Consider the following 18,158-nt stretch of genomic DNA (forward strand, 5'->3'; position numbering starts at 1 on the left):
ATATAAATATTATGGAATTAAAATATTATGATTTGTTGTCAAATACTATTATCGGTGTTGTGTTGATTACCGTTGTAAAAATAATATGGTTTAATGATCAATCATTAGATGTAGAAGTTTATATAGCATGTGGCTATATCTTAGGATATTTTATTAATGCCATTAGTAGTTTAATAGAACCAGTACTATACTATTTTATAGGGGGTAAACCCTCTGAAAAGTTACTTACTCCTCAACACGGGTTGGATTGGACTGGTATAAGAAAAGTTAAGTTTTATGAGGCTATGCTTGCTACAAAGAAACTACAATCAGAGCTAGATGACAATAATGCTTCTAGAGGGAGAATGTTTGCATGTGCTATGCGTCATTCTATGTCTAATCCAAATAGTCGTATCCTCGATTTTAATGCACAATATGCATTCTCTCGTACAATTCTGACATCTTCTTTAATTCTTTTTATTTTTGTATCTACAAGGTTATATGATGTTTGGTATTTTTGGATTATTGGGCTTTTTATAATATGGTTAGTTTGGAATAGGTTTAGAGAAAAAGGCTTTTATTTTGCAAGAGAAGTGTTAAATGAGTATTTGGCAAAATGATTTGTAAAACTGTGTGTTGCTTTTCAAGCTCATATTGAATATGCAAACGTAGTACAACCTAAACACAATTCAAAATAAAGTATGTGACTAATTTTATGTCTATTTTATGTTATAATTCACCAAAGATAAATTCAATAATTGGATATCGCATTTTGCGATATCCAATTCTATCATGATGGTAGCTCACAAATTGTATGTATTTAAGGTTTTATTTTACTATTGAATTTGCAAATAAAAATATTGCAAATATGCATATAAAATAAACTATTATAGGTGTTTTGACCTTTAAACTAGCATAAAAACGATGAATATGTTGGAGAGTGTTTATTTTATAGTTATATTTGCAAACATAATTATTGCAAAATGGCAACTAAAATAAACAATATAATAAAGTTGTCTCTTCCATCAGGTATAATGAACACATCATGGTTAGAGAGTCTAGGACTTAGTCGTACTGAGCAGGTAAAGTATGTTAAGTCTGGTTGGCTCACACGCATGAGTACTGGAATATACAGATTAAGTAATAGTACACCTACTCTTTATGCCGCATTAGCTTCCTATGAAAAACAAATGGGGAAGCGCTACCGTATAGGCGCTTCTGCAGCCTTGGAACTCCAAGGTTATACTCATTATGTCGCCTTAGGAAAACCTCAAACATTCGTGTTCACATCATTTGATAATCGACTTCCTAAATGGTTAACCTCTTATGAATGGGAAAGAACGCTCAAAGAATGCTCCACCAAAGTATTTGATGGAAGCATAGGCGTGACGCATATAGAATATGAAGGTTTTACATTACAAGTTTCTACTCCAGAACTTGCTATCATGGAATGTCTTTTGCTTGCTCCAGAATATTATAACCTTATGGATATATATTATCTTATGGAAATGCTTACCACCTTACGAGCAGGATTGGTAACTAAACTATTAGAGCAATGTTCTTCGTTTAAAGTAAAGCGGTTATTTCTGTATATGGCTGAGAAATCAAAACATTCATGGTTTAAACGTCTAGATTTATCAAAGGTCACTCTAGGAAGTGGACCGAGAAGCCTATGTAAAGGCGGAGTGAGAGACGCTAAATATAATATAATTATACCAAAAGAATTAGCTGATTATGAATAATACATATAAAGATAAAGTGCGTCTATTGCTTCGCATACTCCCTATAATTATGGATGAGCAATGCTTTGCTGTGCATGGTGGAACTGCTATAAATTTATTTGTTAGTGACATGTTGCGCCTTTCTGTAGACATAGATCTTACCTATATACCTCTAGAGGATAGAAAATCAAGTATTAATCATATCAATGAGGCTTTATTGCGAATTAGTTCGAGAATAACTGAATCTATAAAGGGAATGAAGGTGATTCCACGGCTAGATATATGCAAACTCACATGTGAATATCATGGTTGTCAAGTGAAAATCGAAGTTAATCAAACTAAACGTGGCATAATTGGAGATGAAACGTTAACGATGCCTTTGTGTACAAAAGCTCAAGATATGTTTGAGATGGAGGTCGAGGCAAGAATTGTTCCATTGACACAACTTTATGGTGGAAAGATAGCAGCAGCTTTGTCTCGACAACACCCACGAGATATGTTTGATATCAAACATATGAGCATTTCTTTTGAGGAAGCTAAATATGGATTTATTTTCTGCCTATTAGGCAGTGATAGACCTATACACGAATCCTTTTCTCCAAGCTTAATTGATCAGAAAGATGCTATGGAGAAACAGTTTTCCGGCATGTCAGACGTAGATTTCACTTATGAGGATTATGAAGAGACTAGAACTAATTTAATAAAGAATATCAAAAATACCTTGACTGAAGAGGACAAACATTTTCTTGTTTCCTTTGAAAAAGGCAATCCTGAATGGGAAAAATCTCCATATAAAGAGTTTGCTGAATACCCATCAGTAAAGTGGAAGCTTTTGAATTTGAATAAGCTCAAGAAGGCTAATCCTAAGAAACTAGAGAAAGAAGCAGAGCTTCTAGAAAATATCTTAACCAGTTAATTTAAAAATCTTGTATTTAATATTAGTAATTAAACAAAATATCTGAATCACAATAATTTCCGTATTAGTTATATATAGATTTTAATAATTGAAAATAACATCTGATTTCTCAATAAGTTTCGAAATATAGGAAAACAGCCGCTACCAGAAAAAGTTTTTTCAATGTCACTAATGTCACTTTGTCACAAAGCCTTTGTTTATAAGGGATTAACGAGTGACATTAAGTGACATTATCGGGGTAAAAGTGACATTAAATCCAAAATCACACCTACTTTTGGCGTTTTTTATACAATTATGACATTTGCATAATTCATGCATTTTTTGTACCTTTGAAGCTTATTAGAACTTAAAGATACAATTTCTAAAACAACATAATGGAAGACAAAAAGGAAAACATGGTTTTTAATTATGCAGATGCACCAAAAAGCTGGTACAACTGCTTCAATTCAGAGTGTACAAAGGCAAATGAGTGTATGCATTTCATGACAGGAAAGAATATTCCAGAGGATGTGACTCTTGGCAATGCAATTTATCCCAATGCAGGTAAAAATAGAGAATGCAGGTTCTTTAAACAGATAAGGGTGATAAAAGGAGCTTACGGCTTCAACACCATGCTTGGTGAGTTAAAGAGAAAAGAGGAAGTACTACTGAGAGGTATGATAACTGATTATCTGGGTTGCAACACCACTTACTATAAATATAATAAAGGTGAGAAACTGCTTACTCCCGAACAGCAGGAATGGATTCTTAATCTGTTTCGCGAACATGGCTACAAAGGAGAGAAAGAGTTTGAAGGCTATAGATATATTTACGACTTCAGCGAATAAGGTCTTACCTGAAATTACACCACCACTTGTGTAATTCGATTACATCAGCACCTGTGCAATTGGATTACACAACGTGTGTAACAAGATTACACAACGTGGGTAACAGGATTACACAACGTGGGTAATCAGATTACACAACGTGAAAAATAATATTATTCAGCACATGTAAAAACGTTATCAACAAAAATACTGAAATAATAGACTAACTAAAAAATAAACAAAATAAAGAAAAATGAAAGTATCAGTTGTTAGAACAGATAAGCAAAACAAAACTTATCTACAGACTATCACCATCGAAAAACTTATTGAACGTATATGTAATGACAAATTAAACGCCACAATAGAAGATCTGCGCCATCTTATTCCTGTCATGACAGAAGGTATGACTTTCCAGAAAATGCACCTCTTGCCCAAAGTATACCCATCTGTAGTGATGCAGAAAGATGCCGACGGTGAACTATCTGCTGTGGAATATAATGGAATTATACTACTTACGATATGCCACCTGAAAAGACAGGAAAATATTGATGCCGTGAAAAAGGCTGCCGCACAGTTGCCTACAACACTGGCAGCATTCACTGGAGCGAGCGGAAGAAGCGTAAAACTATTGGTGAAGACTTCACTTGCCAATGGTTGCATGCCGGAAAATGAAGAGGAAGCTACTAGACTTTATCGTGCAGCTTATCCATGTGCCGTGAAGATATATGAAGCTGCTGTAGGTGAACATGTAAAAATGGTGGACCCTTCTATAAATAATGGATTCAGACTTACAGCAGACGAAAGTCCATATCTAAACCTCAACGCAACAGCACTACTGATTGATCCCGAGAACTTTAAACCTAATCTTGGTGCAAAGGATGGCAAGGATGCAATAAGCGGAATTGTAGGTGTAGAGAAACAGGAGAACATCGACATTGAGAGATATGATGAGATGGAATTCATGTATCACAGGGCTGTCGACATTGTTGCAGCCAATCAGATTAACGATGATAAGCAGGGATTTGATCAGGAGACGTTCAACTCACGTTTGGCTTGGCAGCTATGCAAAATGGGGATGCCGGAAGAAGAGGCGGTGCTGCACATGCGGGCGCACTGCAATACAAGGGAAACCGTTAACCATTGTCGTACGATAATATCTTCTGCGTATGCAGAATTCAGTCTTTCAAAGGATAATAAAATAGACGGCAGTGATTACCCTACGAGTATTCACAATCAGCAGATTCAGATTATCAAATTTCTTGAACGCAGATATGTGTTCAGGTATAATGAGGTGATGAAATATACTGAGTACCGCCCTAACAACACATGGGTATTTGATTATCAACCCGTTGACCAGAGAGTGCAGAACCGCATGGCTATTGAGGCAAGACTTGAGGGCATGAACGCATGGGATAAGGATATAACGAGATATGTGGAATCTGACTATGTGAAAAACTATAACCCCATTGAGGACTTTCTTTGGAAATGCCGTGGCAAATGGGACGGGCACGACCGCATACGTGAGTTGGCACTTACCGTACCCAACAACAATCCTAATTGGGAGAACTGGTTTTACACGTGGTTTCTGGCTGTCGTAAATCAATGGCTCGGCATTGGCAACAGCCGATACGGCAACAGTGTCGCTCCCCTACTCATATCGGGACAGGGATATAACAAAAGTACATTTTGCAGGCGTCTTCTTCCACAAGAACTGCAATGGGGATATAATGACAATCTTGTATTGGCAGAGAAAAAGCAGGTGTTGCAGGCAATGAGTGAGTTCCTGATTATTAATCTAGACGAGTTCAACCAAATATCTCCGCAAGTGCAACAGGGATTCCTTAAGAACTTGATACAGTTGCCAAACGTGAAGATCAAACGACCGTATGGCAAACATGTAGAACAGCATGCACGACGGGCTTCATTCATTGGAACTTCAAACATGAGAGATGTGCTGACAAATCCTTCGGGATGCCGTAGATTTATCGGTGTAGAAATAACCAGTCCTATAGATGTGAACAAGGAGATTAACTATGTGCAGTTGTATGCTCAGGCTCTGAGCGCACTTGAACACAAGGAGCCGTGTTACTTTGATGACGAACAGACAACGTTGATCATGAAGAGCAACAAGCAGTTTCAGGCTAAGAGTGCTGTGGAACAGTACTTTTATGAATACTTCAGCATTGGAACAAAGAATGATCCTGATGCAAGTTTCATGACTACAGCCGCCATCCTTTCGCATTTGAAGAAACAGTTGGGGGCAGATATAAAACTAAACAGTTTGAGAAGTCTGGGGCGTGTATTGACAAATATGGATGGCCTTGAACGAAAAAGGACCAATACGGGTACTGCATATTTGGTGAAAATTCGCCAAAAACAGGTATGATTTCCAATTTAATGTCACTTTTAGTCCGATAATGTCACTTAATGTCACTCGTTCAGCCCTTATAAACAAAGGGCTAGTGACATTATGACATTAGTGGCATTGAAAAAACTTTTCTGGCAGAGTGTTGGCTCACGCAGATTGCGCAGAAGGTCTGCAGAGAATACCTTTTCTGTATTAAGTCATTCTTTGCATAACGCAAAGATAAACTTTTTCTGAAATTCTTAAATCCTCAAAATATTAACAGATCCATTAATTCTAGCCATTATGTATTGGCTATAAATCAAATATTAGAACCATGATAAAATAAATATTAACTTTTATTTTTATTTTTCAAACAGTTTGATTATATTTGCAGTCTAAAAGAACAAAATTGAAGTTAGAGATGCCACTGCTATTAACCACATCTGACATGAAAAGACTTCTAATAAATCAACAATAATAATGTACCTCTTCTCCGACGTGGAGGTGTAATACCAAAAACAATTTTATACATCACGTATCAATTTATGAAATTAGTACTTATCGGTCTATCGCTTTTTATTCCCCTCTTTGTGAATGGGCAGTGCGTAGACTTTGCAACCAACCAGTTGAGGGATGATGACCAATTGGTCAAGAAACAACTCATCTATTTCCCAGCAGGAAGAGCTGGTGACAACGTTCTTTGGAACCTTGGCATGATTGAAGTGGTCAATGAACGTTATGAGGTCGGCAATACTCTTCTGAAAGATAAGAAGACTATTGCCCAAACGGAGATGAACACTCGCTATTTCTATCAGAACGAGGCTGATGGGCTTTATTTGAAAGGCTACGAAAACAATCAGACAAGAATCTCGTACTTCTCTCCACGAAGGGAGCTTCCTTTCCCTATGAACTATGGTGACTCCATCAATGACTTTTACCGAGGCTATGCTGTCAGCGACGATCATAACTTCTGGCTGGTATTCGGACAGAGTGAGTCTAAAATAGACGCATATGGTAAACTTATTCTTCCGCAAGGCGACACTTTGCGGAATGTGGCACGTATACACACAATCAACAAGGCGATTGAGTACGGTGTGCGAAATGTTGATAATGAGGCAGCACTCAAAGGCTTGTCCGACTCCCTTCATCTCAGTGATAATGATATCAAAGCGTTGATTCAGCAATCAGAAGGCGCCGTGGTGACGGAGCATTATAAGTGGTATGCTAAAGGCTATCGTTATCCAATACTAGAGTCCATCGTATCGGTGAAAGACTCACTGGCTTATTCTACCTCTTATTATTACCCACCTTCAGAAGTGGAGTATCTCGCAAGCGACAAGGAAAACGAGAAGATTCGTAGCAGCCTATTGGCAAGTTACGGTGATGGCAGTAAGCTGGGGTTATCCGACCACGTTGGCTTTACCTATAATGTAATCCTTAGTGGCGACCAAAAATTCCTTCGTCTGGAGTATGACTTGCTACGCTCTGCTACCGTATCCTATGCTGTTTATACGCTTGATGGAAAGTTGATAGCCTCTGAGGAACAGCGTACCCTCCGAACGGGGACCTATCATGAAAATATCAGCTTTCCTATAGGGGTGTCAAATGTCTTTATCATCACGTTCCATGTCAATGACGCACGTTACGCTTGTAAAATCTCAAAGAAATAAAACGATGAAATCAACAAAGAACTATCAATTTATCAGAAGTCTCTGCTTGATGCAGTTATTCGCGATTCTTCCTAGCTTGGCTATTGGACAGACTGACAACAATACTCGGACAACGCTTGATGACAATATCATTCCTCCTTCACCACAGGCACAAGAAATGATTCGCTACGGCGAAATTCCTGCATCTCTTTATACAGGTACACCCAACATTAGCATCCCAATCTATACTATTAAGACAAGCGATATCAGCATCCCCATAACGTTGAATTATGATGCTTCAGGTGTCAAGGTGGACCAAGAGGCAGGCACGGTTGGACTAGGCTGGGCATTGCATACAGGTGGTGTGGTCACCCATACAATTATGGGAAGTGATGACCTTTATGGTAACTACTATTTCAATGAAGGTAGTGACAATATGAAGGACCTGACGTTGGCTTATAATGTCCAGAATGTAACGGTCTGCGCACCAATCAGATCCATGCCCATTGAGTGTGTGAACGGGATGGACAATTTGGAGTTTCTTCGTCGTATCTCTGATTATACAGACAATCAAGGTGCGTCCGACTTCGCGCCCGATGTATTTAACTATAGTTTTGGTCCTTATTCCGGACAGTTCATCTTTACGCATAATCGGGAAATAGTCAAGGACAAGGAGGACAATGTGAAAATTGCCCCCATTTGGATAGATAAGAATCCAGGTCGTATCATTTCCTCTTGGGTATTTACAACTCCTGATGGTACAAAGTATTATTTCGATCAGCAGGAGGAGGCGGTTAACGAGGCTCTTCCTCCACAGAATGGGCGAAGATATATCAGCAGTTTCTATCTGACCAAGATCATTACTCGTAACAATACTTCTCTCGAGTTCAAGTACAATACTTCTTTGGGGAATACCCGTCTCATCTACAGTCGTAATGAGAACGATCGACTAGAAGGCGGGCAGATAAGCGTCAGTAGCATGACTTATCCAAATATTTGCCTACAAAGCATTACCTATCCGGGAGGTGAGGTCTACTTCAGTTATGATGAACTACGTACAGACTATTCAGCTCCCAAACTCAACTACATCCACGTATGGAATGATAATGGTCAACAGTTGAATTGGAACTTCGATTATTCGTATTTCGTTTCAAACACTTTTGGTAATGATTCGCCTAACATCAATTATCTGCGTAATTCTTTAGGGGCAACCTATTATAACGATAACTGGAACACTCAACGGCTTCGTCTGGATGGTGCCCATCAGATATCAAGTAGCGATACACTTTCTTATGTTTTCGGATACAACGAAGAGCATCTGCCTACAAAACTGTCGACCTCTCAAGATCACTGGGGATATTTCAATAATGCAAAAAACGTAGGACTTATACCTTTAGTGCTTCAGAACGTATCATTTACAAGTCAGCCCAATATGAAATATTTCGGCAGACAGGCAGACCGAGCTCCTAATTCTGACTACAACCAGGCATTCTTGCTCAACCGTATTAAATACCCCACTGGCGGATATGAGAAACTCGTCTATGAGGCGAACACCTACCAAATGGATAATTTTGAAGGAGATTCTCACAAGAAGGATTACTATTATGAATATGATAAAGCCATTATTAGCGAGAATCAGTATAACGGAAAACTGAATGCAACAAATGACCAAGCGTCCATTACAGTTGACTCTGAAAATGGAAGAAGTGGACAAGCTTTGTTCAAGATTAGTTTCCGACTGAACGATACTTATTTCAGAAGCTATCAGAATCGCTCCAGTCTTCTCTCCTTCAAGTTACTTAACAATTATGGCTCAGCTGTATGGGAATATACCGTTCAGAGCAGAGATATTCTTAATAAAAATACTAATGAGAACAAAAACTTTTATAAGACCTTCTCGCGAGACATCCCCTCAGGAAACCTTACCATGCAAGTTACCGGCGAGGGAAGAACCTTCTTCTTGGACAGTCTTAACTTTGAGGTCAAAACACTTATCTATCCTACCACCTATATGAGGCGTCATCCTATAGGAATCGGCGGTGGTGTCAGAATTGCGGAGGTGGAAGCCTATGATATGGACGGTATCTATCAGTATGGTAAGAAATATCTCTACACAAACAATGCATCTACATTTGCGAACTTTACGAGTGGTAAGTTGATGTCCTATCCTCGTTATACTAGTTTTGCACGCACAATAAATAAGAATCCTTCTGACGGGTCTTATATTAAGTTTCTTGAAACGTCAGCAGATGGATTAAGAGATAAGGGAACATCCGTAGGCTATTCTGAGGTTGCTACGTTGGAGTTGGATAAATACAAACATGTAATAGGTCAGACTTCTTACCAATATATTAATCGACCAGACTCTATTTTTTATTATTACTTTGACAATTCTGGGATGGGAGCTAGCTATCTCTCGGGAAAGGATTTAAATCCTAATAATATAAGTCCATATAAGTTTAATGAAAATGGATTTTTATTAAGTGAGAAGAAATTTTTAGTAACCCCCTCTGGTTCTACACTAAGGGAATATACTCAAAATGAATACAATAAAACAGAGAACATATTTGACATATATTGGGGGATAAGAAAAGATATTGTGCCAAATAACGAACAGTGGGATGAGAAAGCAATACAAAAACTACTTCAGGCATCAACTATATCCAAAGAGAAAGAGCCTGTTGGTTATCTTTATCCTGCACTTCTCAGACGACGCTACGATCTAAAAAGAAAAACCGCAAACACTTACCGGGACGGAAATACCTTTACGACCACAACAAATTATGCCTATAATAGTAAGTTTCAGCTTGTTAGTCAGGAACTCCGTACCCCGACGGACGTGGATGTGAACAGCTATCAATATCCTCAGGATGTGGAGAATGACGCCGTCTATCGTAAGTTGACGGAAGAAAACTGTATCAATACACCTGTATCGGTGACGCATACCCGAAACGGAAAAAGTAGTTCGACAAGCTATCATTACAGCTTGTTCAGTGATGTGCCTCGTGTGTCCAGCATCGTCACCAATACGGGTGATAACGGTGAGGAAGAGATACGTTCTACGATCAAGAAATACGACACTCATGGAAACATATTGGAAGTCATCAACGAGAGTAATATCCCGATGGTCTATCTCTGGGGGTACAACTACCAATATCCTATAGCCGTCATCAAGAACGCCACTTTGGATGAGGTTGTGGCAGCGTATGGCATCAATACAGAAAGACTTGGCTCGGGAACAGATAGCATCAACCTCGACAGATCGAAACTCCCAAAGTCGCAGATTACTACCTATAGCTATATTTCTGGTGTAGGTATCAGCACCGTGACCGATGTCAATGGGCTGACTACCCATTATACCTACGATTCAATGGGTAGGCTGACCGCTATCGTTGATCCAGAGGGGCATTTAGTGGAATCTTATCAATACAACATCAAATGATGAAGTTTCTCTTTTTACTATCTATCGTCGCCTGTGCTACCACTGTGGCATCAGCGCAAGACTCCAACCGTAACTACGTCGTCAAGCGAAAGATGCTGAGCGCGTCAACGGTGGAGGGACAGGAGTCCAGTAATCATCTGGATGTTGTCCAGTATTATGACGGCTTTGGCCGTCCAACCGTTAATATTGTCAAGAACGGCAGTTTGATACGTTCATGTGACGATATCGTTACTCTCACGGAATACAGTTCTGAGAACCGCATTGCCAAGATGTATCTTCCTGGAATAAAGTCTCAAGCACACAACGGTGCTTATGTCGATGATGTTTCAACTCTTTCGTTCTCTTTGTATGGAACGGACAGTCGCTACTTTACGGAGAACACGTATGAAAACTCGCCCTACGATCGGATTGTAAGTCAGATGGGACCAGGAGAGAACTGGGAGAAAATGGGAAAAGCAGTTAGCACGGAATGGCATGTCAACTGTTCTACGACTGAACTATCCGTTCGTATATACAAGCTGTGTCCAGATGATATCTCCATCACTAGCGATGGACTTTATCCATCGGGCTCGCTAACTGCAGTCAAAGGCACTGATGAGGATGGGAACGTCACGATAGAGTTTACCAACGGACTCGGACAGAAGATGCTTTCTCGAAAGAGGTGCCTTGGTACAAATGTCGACACCTACTTTATCTATGATGACTGGGGTAATCTGCGATATGTGCTTCCACCAGCTGCATCGAATGCATTGACCAACGGTACTTGGAACCTCTCAAACTGTGAGACCTTGCAAAAATATGCCTATTATTACCGCTACAATCGTAGGAGGGAATGCATAGAGAAGAAGCTTCCGGGAGCGGAGACTGTCAAGATGGTCTACGACAAGGCTGGCCATCTCGTTTTCTTGCAGGAAGGCAACCAGCGAAAGACGAATTCTTGGACGTTCAACCTCTATGACCAGTTGGGGCGTCCCACGGTTACAGGCATCTGCCAGTCTGTTTCCGTCATTGCTCCTGCTAATCCGATTACCTCTTCTTACAGTCTGTCGGGTGAGCTTGCAGGATATTCAAGTCAATTGTCGTTGAACGTGACGCAACTGCTCAAGGTAAACTACTACGATGATTATGCGTTCCTCAATTCGGAAAGTAGCCAGAATCAGACCGATCTGGCTTACGGCTATGCTTCCACATACGGACAACAGTTTGCAGGTTCAAAAGGCATGCTGACAGGAAGCCGAATTTATGAGCTGGGCAATGAAAACTATACGCTCACGGCATCCTACTATGACAAACTCGGACGCATGGTGCAGTCACGAGCTACCAACCATCTCAACGGCACTGAGACGAACTACTTCAGCTATGCCTTTACAGGTAATGTGCTGCAGCATAAGCACCAGCACACTGCGCAAAGCAAACAGCCTATCATCGAGGAAACCAAATGTGAGTACGATAGGTTAGGAAGACTGACAAATATTTCTCACAGAATTAATAATGGTACTGAAATGCAGTTGTGCAATAACAGTTATGATGCATTGGGAAGAATAAGCACGCATTCTGTGAATGGAAATCCCACGAGTTATTCGTACAATATCCGCGGTTGGTTGACAGACATCTCGGGAGAGGAGTTTAAGGAGCAGTTGACATACGAGTCAGCTGCCAACGGGGTTACGCCCGCAAAGCCATCGTATAGTGGGAATATCTCGGCGATGCAATGGAGAGTGCCCGCTGAAGGCATGACGCATGGCTATGCTTTTGGCTATGATGAGTTGGGACGACTGACGCAGGCAAGTTACGGGTCAGGGACAGAAAGAAATGGCGAGATAGGAAGGTATAATGAGGCAGCGACCTACGACCTGATGGGCAATATCACGTCCCTGCAGCGTTATGGTATGCAGGACGATGATACGTTTGGACTGATAGACGACCTGGCGTATAGCTATGACGGCAACCAACTTGTCAGGGTGGACGACGCGGTTTCGGGTCCTTTCTACAGTGGTGCTTTCCACTTCAGGGATGGCATAAAGGCTGCAAATGAATATGCCTACGACGAAAATGGCAACCAGACGAAAGATTTGAACAAGAATTTTTCATCAATCCAATATAATTGCTTAAATTTACAGTCGTTGGTGTGTCATAAGAATGGCTCGTCAGAGAGAATTGTTTATGATGCGGCTGGTCGCAAGTTAAGGACTATATTTGGCATACAAGCAATGACGCAATTGAATCCACGATATTCTGTTATGGAAAAAACATCGAGTACTTTCACCACGCTGAAAAACGATAGCGCGACTACCATTCGTCACTTTGTGCCTGCTCGAAGCGTGAAGACCTTATTGCCAAGCCTGTCTAATGTTTTGCAGGTTTCCAATTCAGGATCGCTGACTCTAGGCAAATCTATTTCAATGGTGCTTCAGGAATCAGCGAAGCAGACGGATTATTGTGGAAATGTTATCTATAACACCGACAAGACTGTCGCCGTACTGAACGACTATGGCTATGTCCTGCTCAATGATTCCGGAACGGCTACTTATTACTATGAAGCAAAGGATCATTTGGGAAATGTCCGTGTGGTCTACAACCAGAGTGGAAAGGTGGAGCAAATCAACCACTACTATCCCTTCGGTGCGCTTACGGGCAAGTCTACTAACGGTAGCGTTCAGCCCTATAAGTACAACGGTAAGGAACTGGATCGCGAGAATGGTCTCGACCTCTACGACTACGGAGCTCGCTATTATGATGCAGCTATTGGAAGATTCACAAGCATGGACCCTCTTTGCGAGAAATATTATAATATATCGCCTTATACATATTGCGTAAATAATCCTGTAAAACTAGTCGATCCTAAAGGTGAGGAACCAACTGACGCAGAGGCAGCATTAATTTCTAAACATGTTTATGGAGGAAACGACGCAGATGAAGCTCAACGTGAATTGAACGCTTCAGGCTGGAAAGTATGTACAAAATATGATTTTTTAAAATTATGTTCTGATAGTAAAGAGGGGTTTAAATCTCAGCTATATGAAAAAACTAAAAATGGAAAGATTGAGTTTTGTTACGCTTTTGCGGGGTCTGATGACAGCAAAGACGCAGGGGATGATTATGCTCAGTTTTTGGGAAACACGCCTGAGCAATATCAAATGGCTGTAGCAAATGCTGAGGTTCTTTCATTTGCATTGAAGCAAGATTATGGTCTTGACGTTGATTTTTCTTTTACAGGTCATTCTTTAGGTGGCGGTGAAGCAGCAGCAGCAAGTATGGCTACAGGACATGAGGCTCAGACTTTTAATCCAGCTGCAGTAGTTAGTTTAGGATTATTAGGTAATGCTAGTAATGTTATAAACTATATAGCTACCTCAATACCTCTTGGAGTCTCTATGTTGGGAGGACGTTTATACACTACTTCTATAGGTGGAGATATAGTTACAGCAGCACAAGCGTTGTTTGGTGTAAAAGCTCCAGGTACATCAATAAATGTATATACTAGTTATTGCGCAGGTCATGGAATCAATAATTTTTTCAATTATTATTACCCAACTAAAAAATGAAATATTTACAACTACTGATGATACTCCTTTTGTCTTCCTGTGGGTTGCCTTATTGCCATAAGGTACAACTAACAGACGATGACTTAAAATGGATAAATCATTATAATGTTAATGACACTATGTTATTTCGTTCAAACAAAAATTCAATAGATACAATCATTGTAAAAGATATTCAAGTTCGCAACCCTAAAAATACGAATATCTTTGATACAGAAGGTCAAAATTGGATGGAAGGAGATAATGAGTATTATGGTTTTGCCTATGTGGATATGACATTACGACATTCGGCAGATAGTTTCCTTATTAGTTTTGAAATAAAGCGTATTGATAAAAACGGACCTCTAATAAGTAGTTGCAATTTTTGTGAATGGAGCTGGCTTAAGATTAAAATGGATATTAAACCATTTATTTTACTTAATAGAAAATATGAGGACTGCTTTTGTGTTGATACTAATGAGATGGAGCGTAACAGTGGTGATCAACCAATCATCAACTTGCGAAATGTAGTATGGAATAAGAACATTGGATTACTTCAATATTCACTTAATGACGGTTCCATTTATTCTATTATTAAGTAAGGAAGAAACTTATAATGTTTTATATAGTCAATGAGATAAATTGTGGGGGGCAGTAATTAGTACAGCCTTCTAAATTCTATTATAACCTATAGTTGCAATGTGCGTGGGTGGATGACTGGTATAACAAATAATCATTATTCTGAAAAGATCAACTATTATGGTCTTTACAACGGGAACATTGCTTGGAAAGAAAAAAGTTACACGCAAGGCATCAGATACTATACATGGATATAAACAATAATTAAATCAAGTCGCATTGCGTGGCTTGTTCTTTCTACATTAGTGGAGTTATATAACAGCTTGGACTATAAACATAATGGTGTTATCTTTGGTGATTATGCTGGGACAGATAGTCTGCATTTAAACGAGAATGAAGAAGGTGATAGACTACGAAAATTACTTTCAAAATAAATAATATAACAATAGTTTAAAAATAGGAATAATGAAAACAACTATAATGTACATGAAAGAAAGTTGCATAATAAGTGTAAATGTGTTTCTTCTTCTGCTGCTTTTGCTAAGCTCTTGCGGGAAGAATAGAGATATATCAGAGTTTGTTGTTGATCCACCCCACGAAACTAAAGTGGAGTATATGAAAGACACTATTAAATTAACAGATAAATATCTTTATTACCCCACAATGAAAGATGATGTTACTATCTTGATAAAAAAAAATGGAAAGTACTATTTGGGCGATTTATTATTCATGTCAACAGAAAAAGACACATCTTATATTTTGCCAGAATTAGATCGTATATTTCGAATCAAAAGAATGTATGTAACACGTAAAACAGGTGAAAACTTATATTCAAGTAAATTATATACAGAATTTGAACCACATCATTGGGAAATTGATTTTGCTATTTATTATGATAAATCTTATCGAATAATTAAGTTTCAAGATATGTTGTTATGTCATTTTATACTAAAAAAATAGATTATGAAGAATATAAAGATTAAAATGTTTTTAATATTGTGTATTGTTATCCTGTTGAGTTCCTGCAAAAGAAGCAATGGCATACTTACGCCAATCTCGCCTTATAAATATCAGGTTGAATATTGTGGCAATAAAATCATTATAAGTAAAATCACCAATACTGGGGATACGACTTCTACAATATGGAAGAAAAGAAATGGAGAGTACTTTGATGAAAATAACCATCTGAAAATGTCCTTAAAAAACAGTAATTATAGTTATCAACAGAAAGTAAATAATAAGAATGCGGAACTATTAACAACAATTCTAAAAGAAAATGATAGCCTTTATTCCTCGACAACAATATGTCTACGTAAATCTTATATTGAAGATATGGGAGTTGCAGTCTATTATGATAAATCTTATCGAATAAAAAAAATACAGGCAGGAGTATTATATGAATTTAGCAATAAATAGAAAATTATAGATGCTGTTGTAGTATTATGGAATTAGTGACGTTATAACTTACACTAGCATTAAAGATGTTAGAGGGAATCGGCGTTTTTTTTGTACATAGATTGAGTATGCTTACGTGAGTATTCTCCCGCAGATTACGCAGAGGAATGCGCTGGGCTGCATTATTACGCAGAGAATGACTGTTTGTAAGGTTCTTGTGGTTTTGGTTGTTTGGGGGTTCGTCTGCGATTATCAGCGAGATATGCGAGAGACATTGAGGTTTCTTTGTACATTGATTAAGTACGCTTACGTGTTTATTCTCTCGCTGATCACGCAGAGGAATGCAGCAAGGCTGCATTATTTCGCAGAGATTATAGCTTAATTGTATACTGTTGTAAAGTCGTGGATAAAAACGCAAATATAATATTTGGAAACATAAATAACTTTTTATATCTTTGTCATTAACTAAATAGACACTAGGTAGAGCACAGATAAATTTATACGATGAAAGGAAATACTTATAACAATCAACAAGTATAAGGTTTCCATAAATAACTGTTATATCTACTACTATGCCATGTGACATTTATAACCTTACAAGATTAAAGACATTGATCATAAAATCAAAAATGGAAACAATTATAAACTTTAAAATATGCAGCGTACTAATATCCGATTAATACTATTGTTTACTATCATATTTATATGTAATATAGTAAATGGAGAAATAGTGACAACATGTAAGAAGACAAAATATATTATGCCAAATGATTCAATATGGTATGTATATAAAGTGTCAATTATAAACAATGATAGTAGTTTAAATTATCTTACATGGTTTGATGATCATGATATTTCAAAACAAACAGAAGAAGAAATAAAAAAGAACCATTTTCTAAAAGCAAAAGGGGATTGTAGTCTGTTAGATTTTCTATATGAAGACATGATCAATGATAGCACAAATATTAATAAAGAATTTCGTCAGGAATACCTTATTAAAGAAATACATCCAAAGGGGGAATTTACATATTATATATTTAGCCGCACAGCAGATGAGAAGGAAGTACTTAATAAAGTTGCAATTGTTACCGATAAGATTTTAAGTGTACCGTTAGTTCAAAGAATTGGAGGAATGTGGCTATATAAGGAAAAAGAGTGCATTATCTTTGATAAAGATTCCCCAAGATAAATAATTAATATTCTTTGGGTATGCCATTCTGTAGCAATCAGTCCAATGTCTATTCTTAAGATATGAACATATAGTAATATTATCTAAAAGTAAAGAGTCTGATTTGTAATCAATGTTTAAAATAACCATTACTATGAAAAAGTATATCATCATATTATTCATGCTTATTGTATACAATCAAGCATTTGCACAAGAGCTATTAGCGACACAAGAAGTTAGCATTCCCGACAGTATCAAAATGCAAGAGCTTCGTTCTTTTAGTTCTGATATGAACATATCTAAAGAAGATAGTTGCTGGACATATAACATACTTCATCCTGAAAAAAAAGGAGGATGTCATTTCAACTGTGTCATGAGTTAATACAATAAAAAGTATTAATCGCTGTTTTTACAGTATAATAATGTTATCAAAATGACACAAGAAGAGTATTCTGAGATGTTATCTCAGGCAAAAGATCAGTTTAAGAGTGGCACCGCCTTGTTTGGTAAAGATGGTGCTTTTCACCGTGTATTGGAAGATTTTCTTAATGCCGCTCTTGAAGGAGAGTTGGATAATCATCTTGAGGCAACCAAGCCTTTGAATAAAACCAATCGTCGTAATGGGAAGATGTCCA

At 38.2% G+C, this 18,158-nt stretch carries 14 protein-coding genes and 1 pseudogene; all 15 read left to right on the forward strand.

Translation table 11 applies throughout. The features are described from left to right. Window positions 1-11 precede the first annotated feature (11 nt). A complete protein-coding gene (locus tag B045_RS0109065) occupies window positions 12-599 on the forward strand; it encodes a hypothetical protein (protein WP_018463955.1) in 588 nt (195 codons plus the stop codon). Window positions 600-962: 363 nt separating this feature from the next. Continuing rightward, a complete protein-coding gene (locus B045_RS0109070) occupies window positions 963-1,721 on the forward strand; it encodes a type IV toxin-antitoxin system AbiEi family antitoxin (RefSeq protein WP_018463956.1) in 759 nt (252 codons plus the stop codon). Beyond that, entirely contained in the window at window positions 1,714-2,616 is a 903-nt protein-coding gene (locus B045_RS0109075; protein WP_018463957.1) for a nucleotidyl transferase AbiEii/AbiGii toxin family protein, read from the forward strand. Before B045_RS0109070 ends, B045_RS0109075 begins: the two co-directional genes overlap by 8 nt. Before the next feature lie 374 nt (window positions 2,617-2,990). Continuing rightward, on the forward strand, window positions 2,991-3,443 hold the full coding sequence (locus B045_RS0109080; RefSeq protein WP_018463958.1) for a DUF6078 family protein: 453 nt from the start codon (window positions 2,991-2,993) through the stop codon (window positions 3,441-3,443). Window positions 3,444-3,675: 232 nt separating this feature from the next. Further along, entirely contained in the window at window positions 3,676-5,808 is a 2,133-nt protein-coding gene (locus B045_RS0109085; RefSeq protein ID WP_018463959.1) for a VapE domain-containing protein, read from the forward strand. Window positions 5,809-6,314: 506 nt separating this feature from the next. Further along, entirely contained in the window at window positions 6,315-7,439 is a 1,125-nt protein-coding gene (locus tag B045_RS0109090; RefSeq protein WP_018463960.1) for a hypothetical protein, read from the forward strand. A 4-nt stretch (window positions 7,440-7,443) separates the two neighbouring features. Then, on the forward strand, window positions 7,444-10,860 hold the full coding sequence (locus B045_RS0109095; RefSeq protein WP_018463961.1) for an RHS repeat domain-containing protein: 3,417 nt from the start codon (window positions 7,444-7,446) through the stop codon (window positions 10,858-10,860). 92 nt (window positions 10,861-10,952) lie between these two features. Then, window positions 10,953-14,405: a DUF6443 domain-containing protein gene (locus tag B045_RS0109100; protein ID WP_240470565.1), complete on the forward strand. Its 3,453-nt coding sequence runs from the start codon at window positions 10,953-10,955 to the stop codon at window positions 14,403-14,405. Beyond that, window positions 14,402-14,983 (forward strand): hypothetical protein, encoded by a 582-nt coding sequence (locus tag B045_RS0109105; RefSeq protein WP_044067719.1) that lies wholly within the window; start codon window positions 14,402-14,404, stop codon window positions 14,981-14,983. The genes B045_RS0109100 and B045_RS0109105 overlap by 4 nt, the downstream gene beginning before the upstream one ends. Before the next feature lie 111 nt (window positions 14,984-15,094). Further along, the gene (locus tag B045_RS15795; protein WP_018463964.1) at window positions 15,095-15,217 is read left to right on the forward strand and encodes a hypothetical protein; all 123 of its coding nucleotides are present in this window, start codon (window positions 15,095-15,097) and stop codon (window positions 15,215-15,217) included. Window positions 15,218-15,425: 208 nt separating this feature from the next. Continuing rightward, entirely contained in the window at window positions 15,426-15,920 is a 495-nt protein-coding gene (locus B045_RS0109115; RefSeq protein ID WP_018463965.1) for a hypothetical protein, read from the forward strand. A 3-nt stretch (window positions 15,921-15,923) separates the two neighbouring features. Further along, window positions 15,924-16,376 (forward strand): hypothetical protein, encoded by a 453-nt coding sequence (locus tag B045_RS0109120; RefSeq protein WP_018463966.1) that lies wholly within the window; start codon window positions 15,924-15,926, stop codon window positions 16,374-16,376. Window positions 16,377-17,115: 739 nt separating this feature from the next. Beyond that, the gene (locus tag B045_RS0109125) at window positions 17,116-17,544 is read left to right on the forward strand and encodes a hypothetical protein (protein ID WP_154650140.1); all 429 of its coding nucleotides are present in this window, start codon (window positions 17,116-17,118) and stop codon (window positions 17,542-17,544) included. Window positions 17,545-17,677: 133 nt separating this feature from the next. Next, window positions 17,678-17,905 carry a hypothetical protein gene (locus B045_RS0109130; protein WP_018463968.1) on the forward strand — a complete coding sequence of 76 codons (228 nt, stop codon included), beginning with the start codon at window positions 17,678-17,680 and terminating at the stop codon, window positions 17,903-17,905. Between the two features lie 51 nt (window positions 17,906-17,956). Further along, window positions 17,957-18,158 (forward strand): annotated as a pseudogene (locus B045_RS0109135) (IS256 family transposase); the annotation flags it as partial.

It is taken from the genome of Segatella paludivivens DSM 17968 = JCM 13650 (assembly GCF_000373185.1).
In the GTDB taxonomy this organism is placed as follows: Bacteria; Bacteroidota; Bacteroidia; order Bacteroidales; family Bacteroidaceae; genus Prevotella; species Prevotella paludivivens.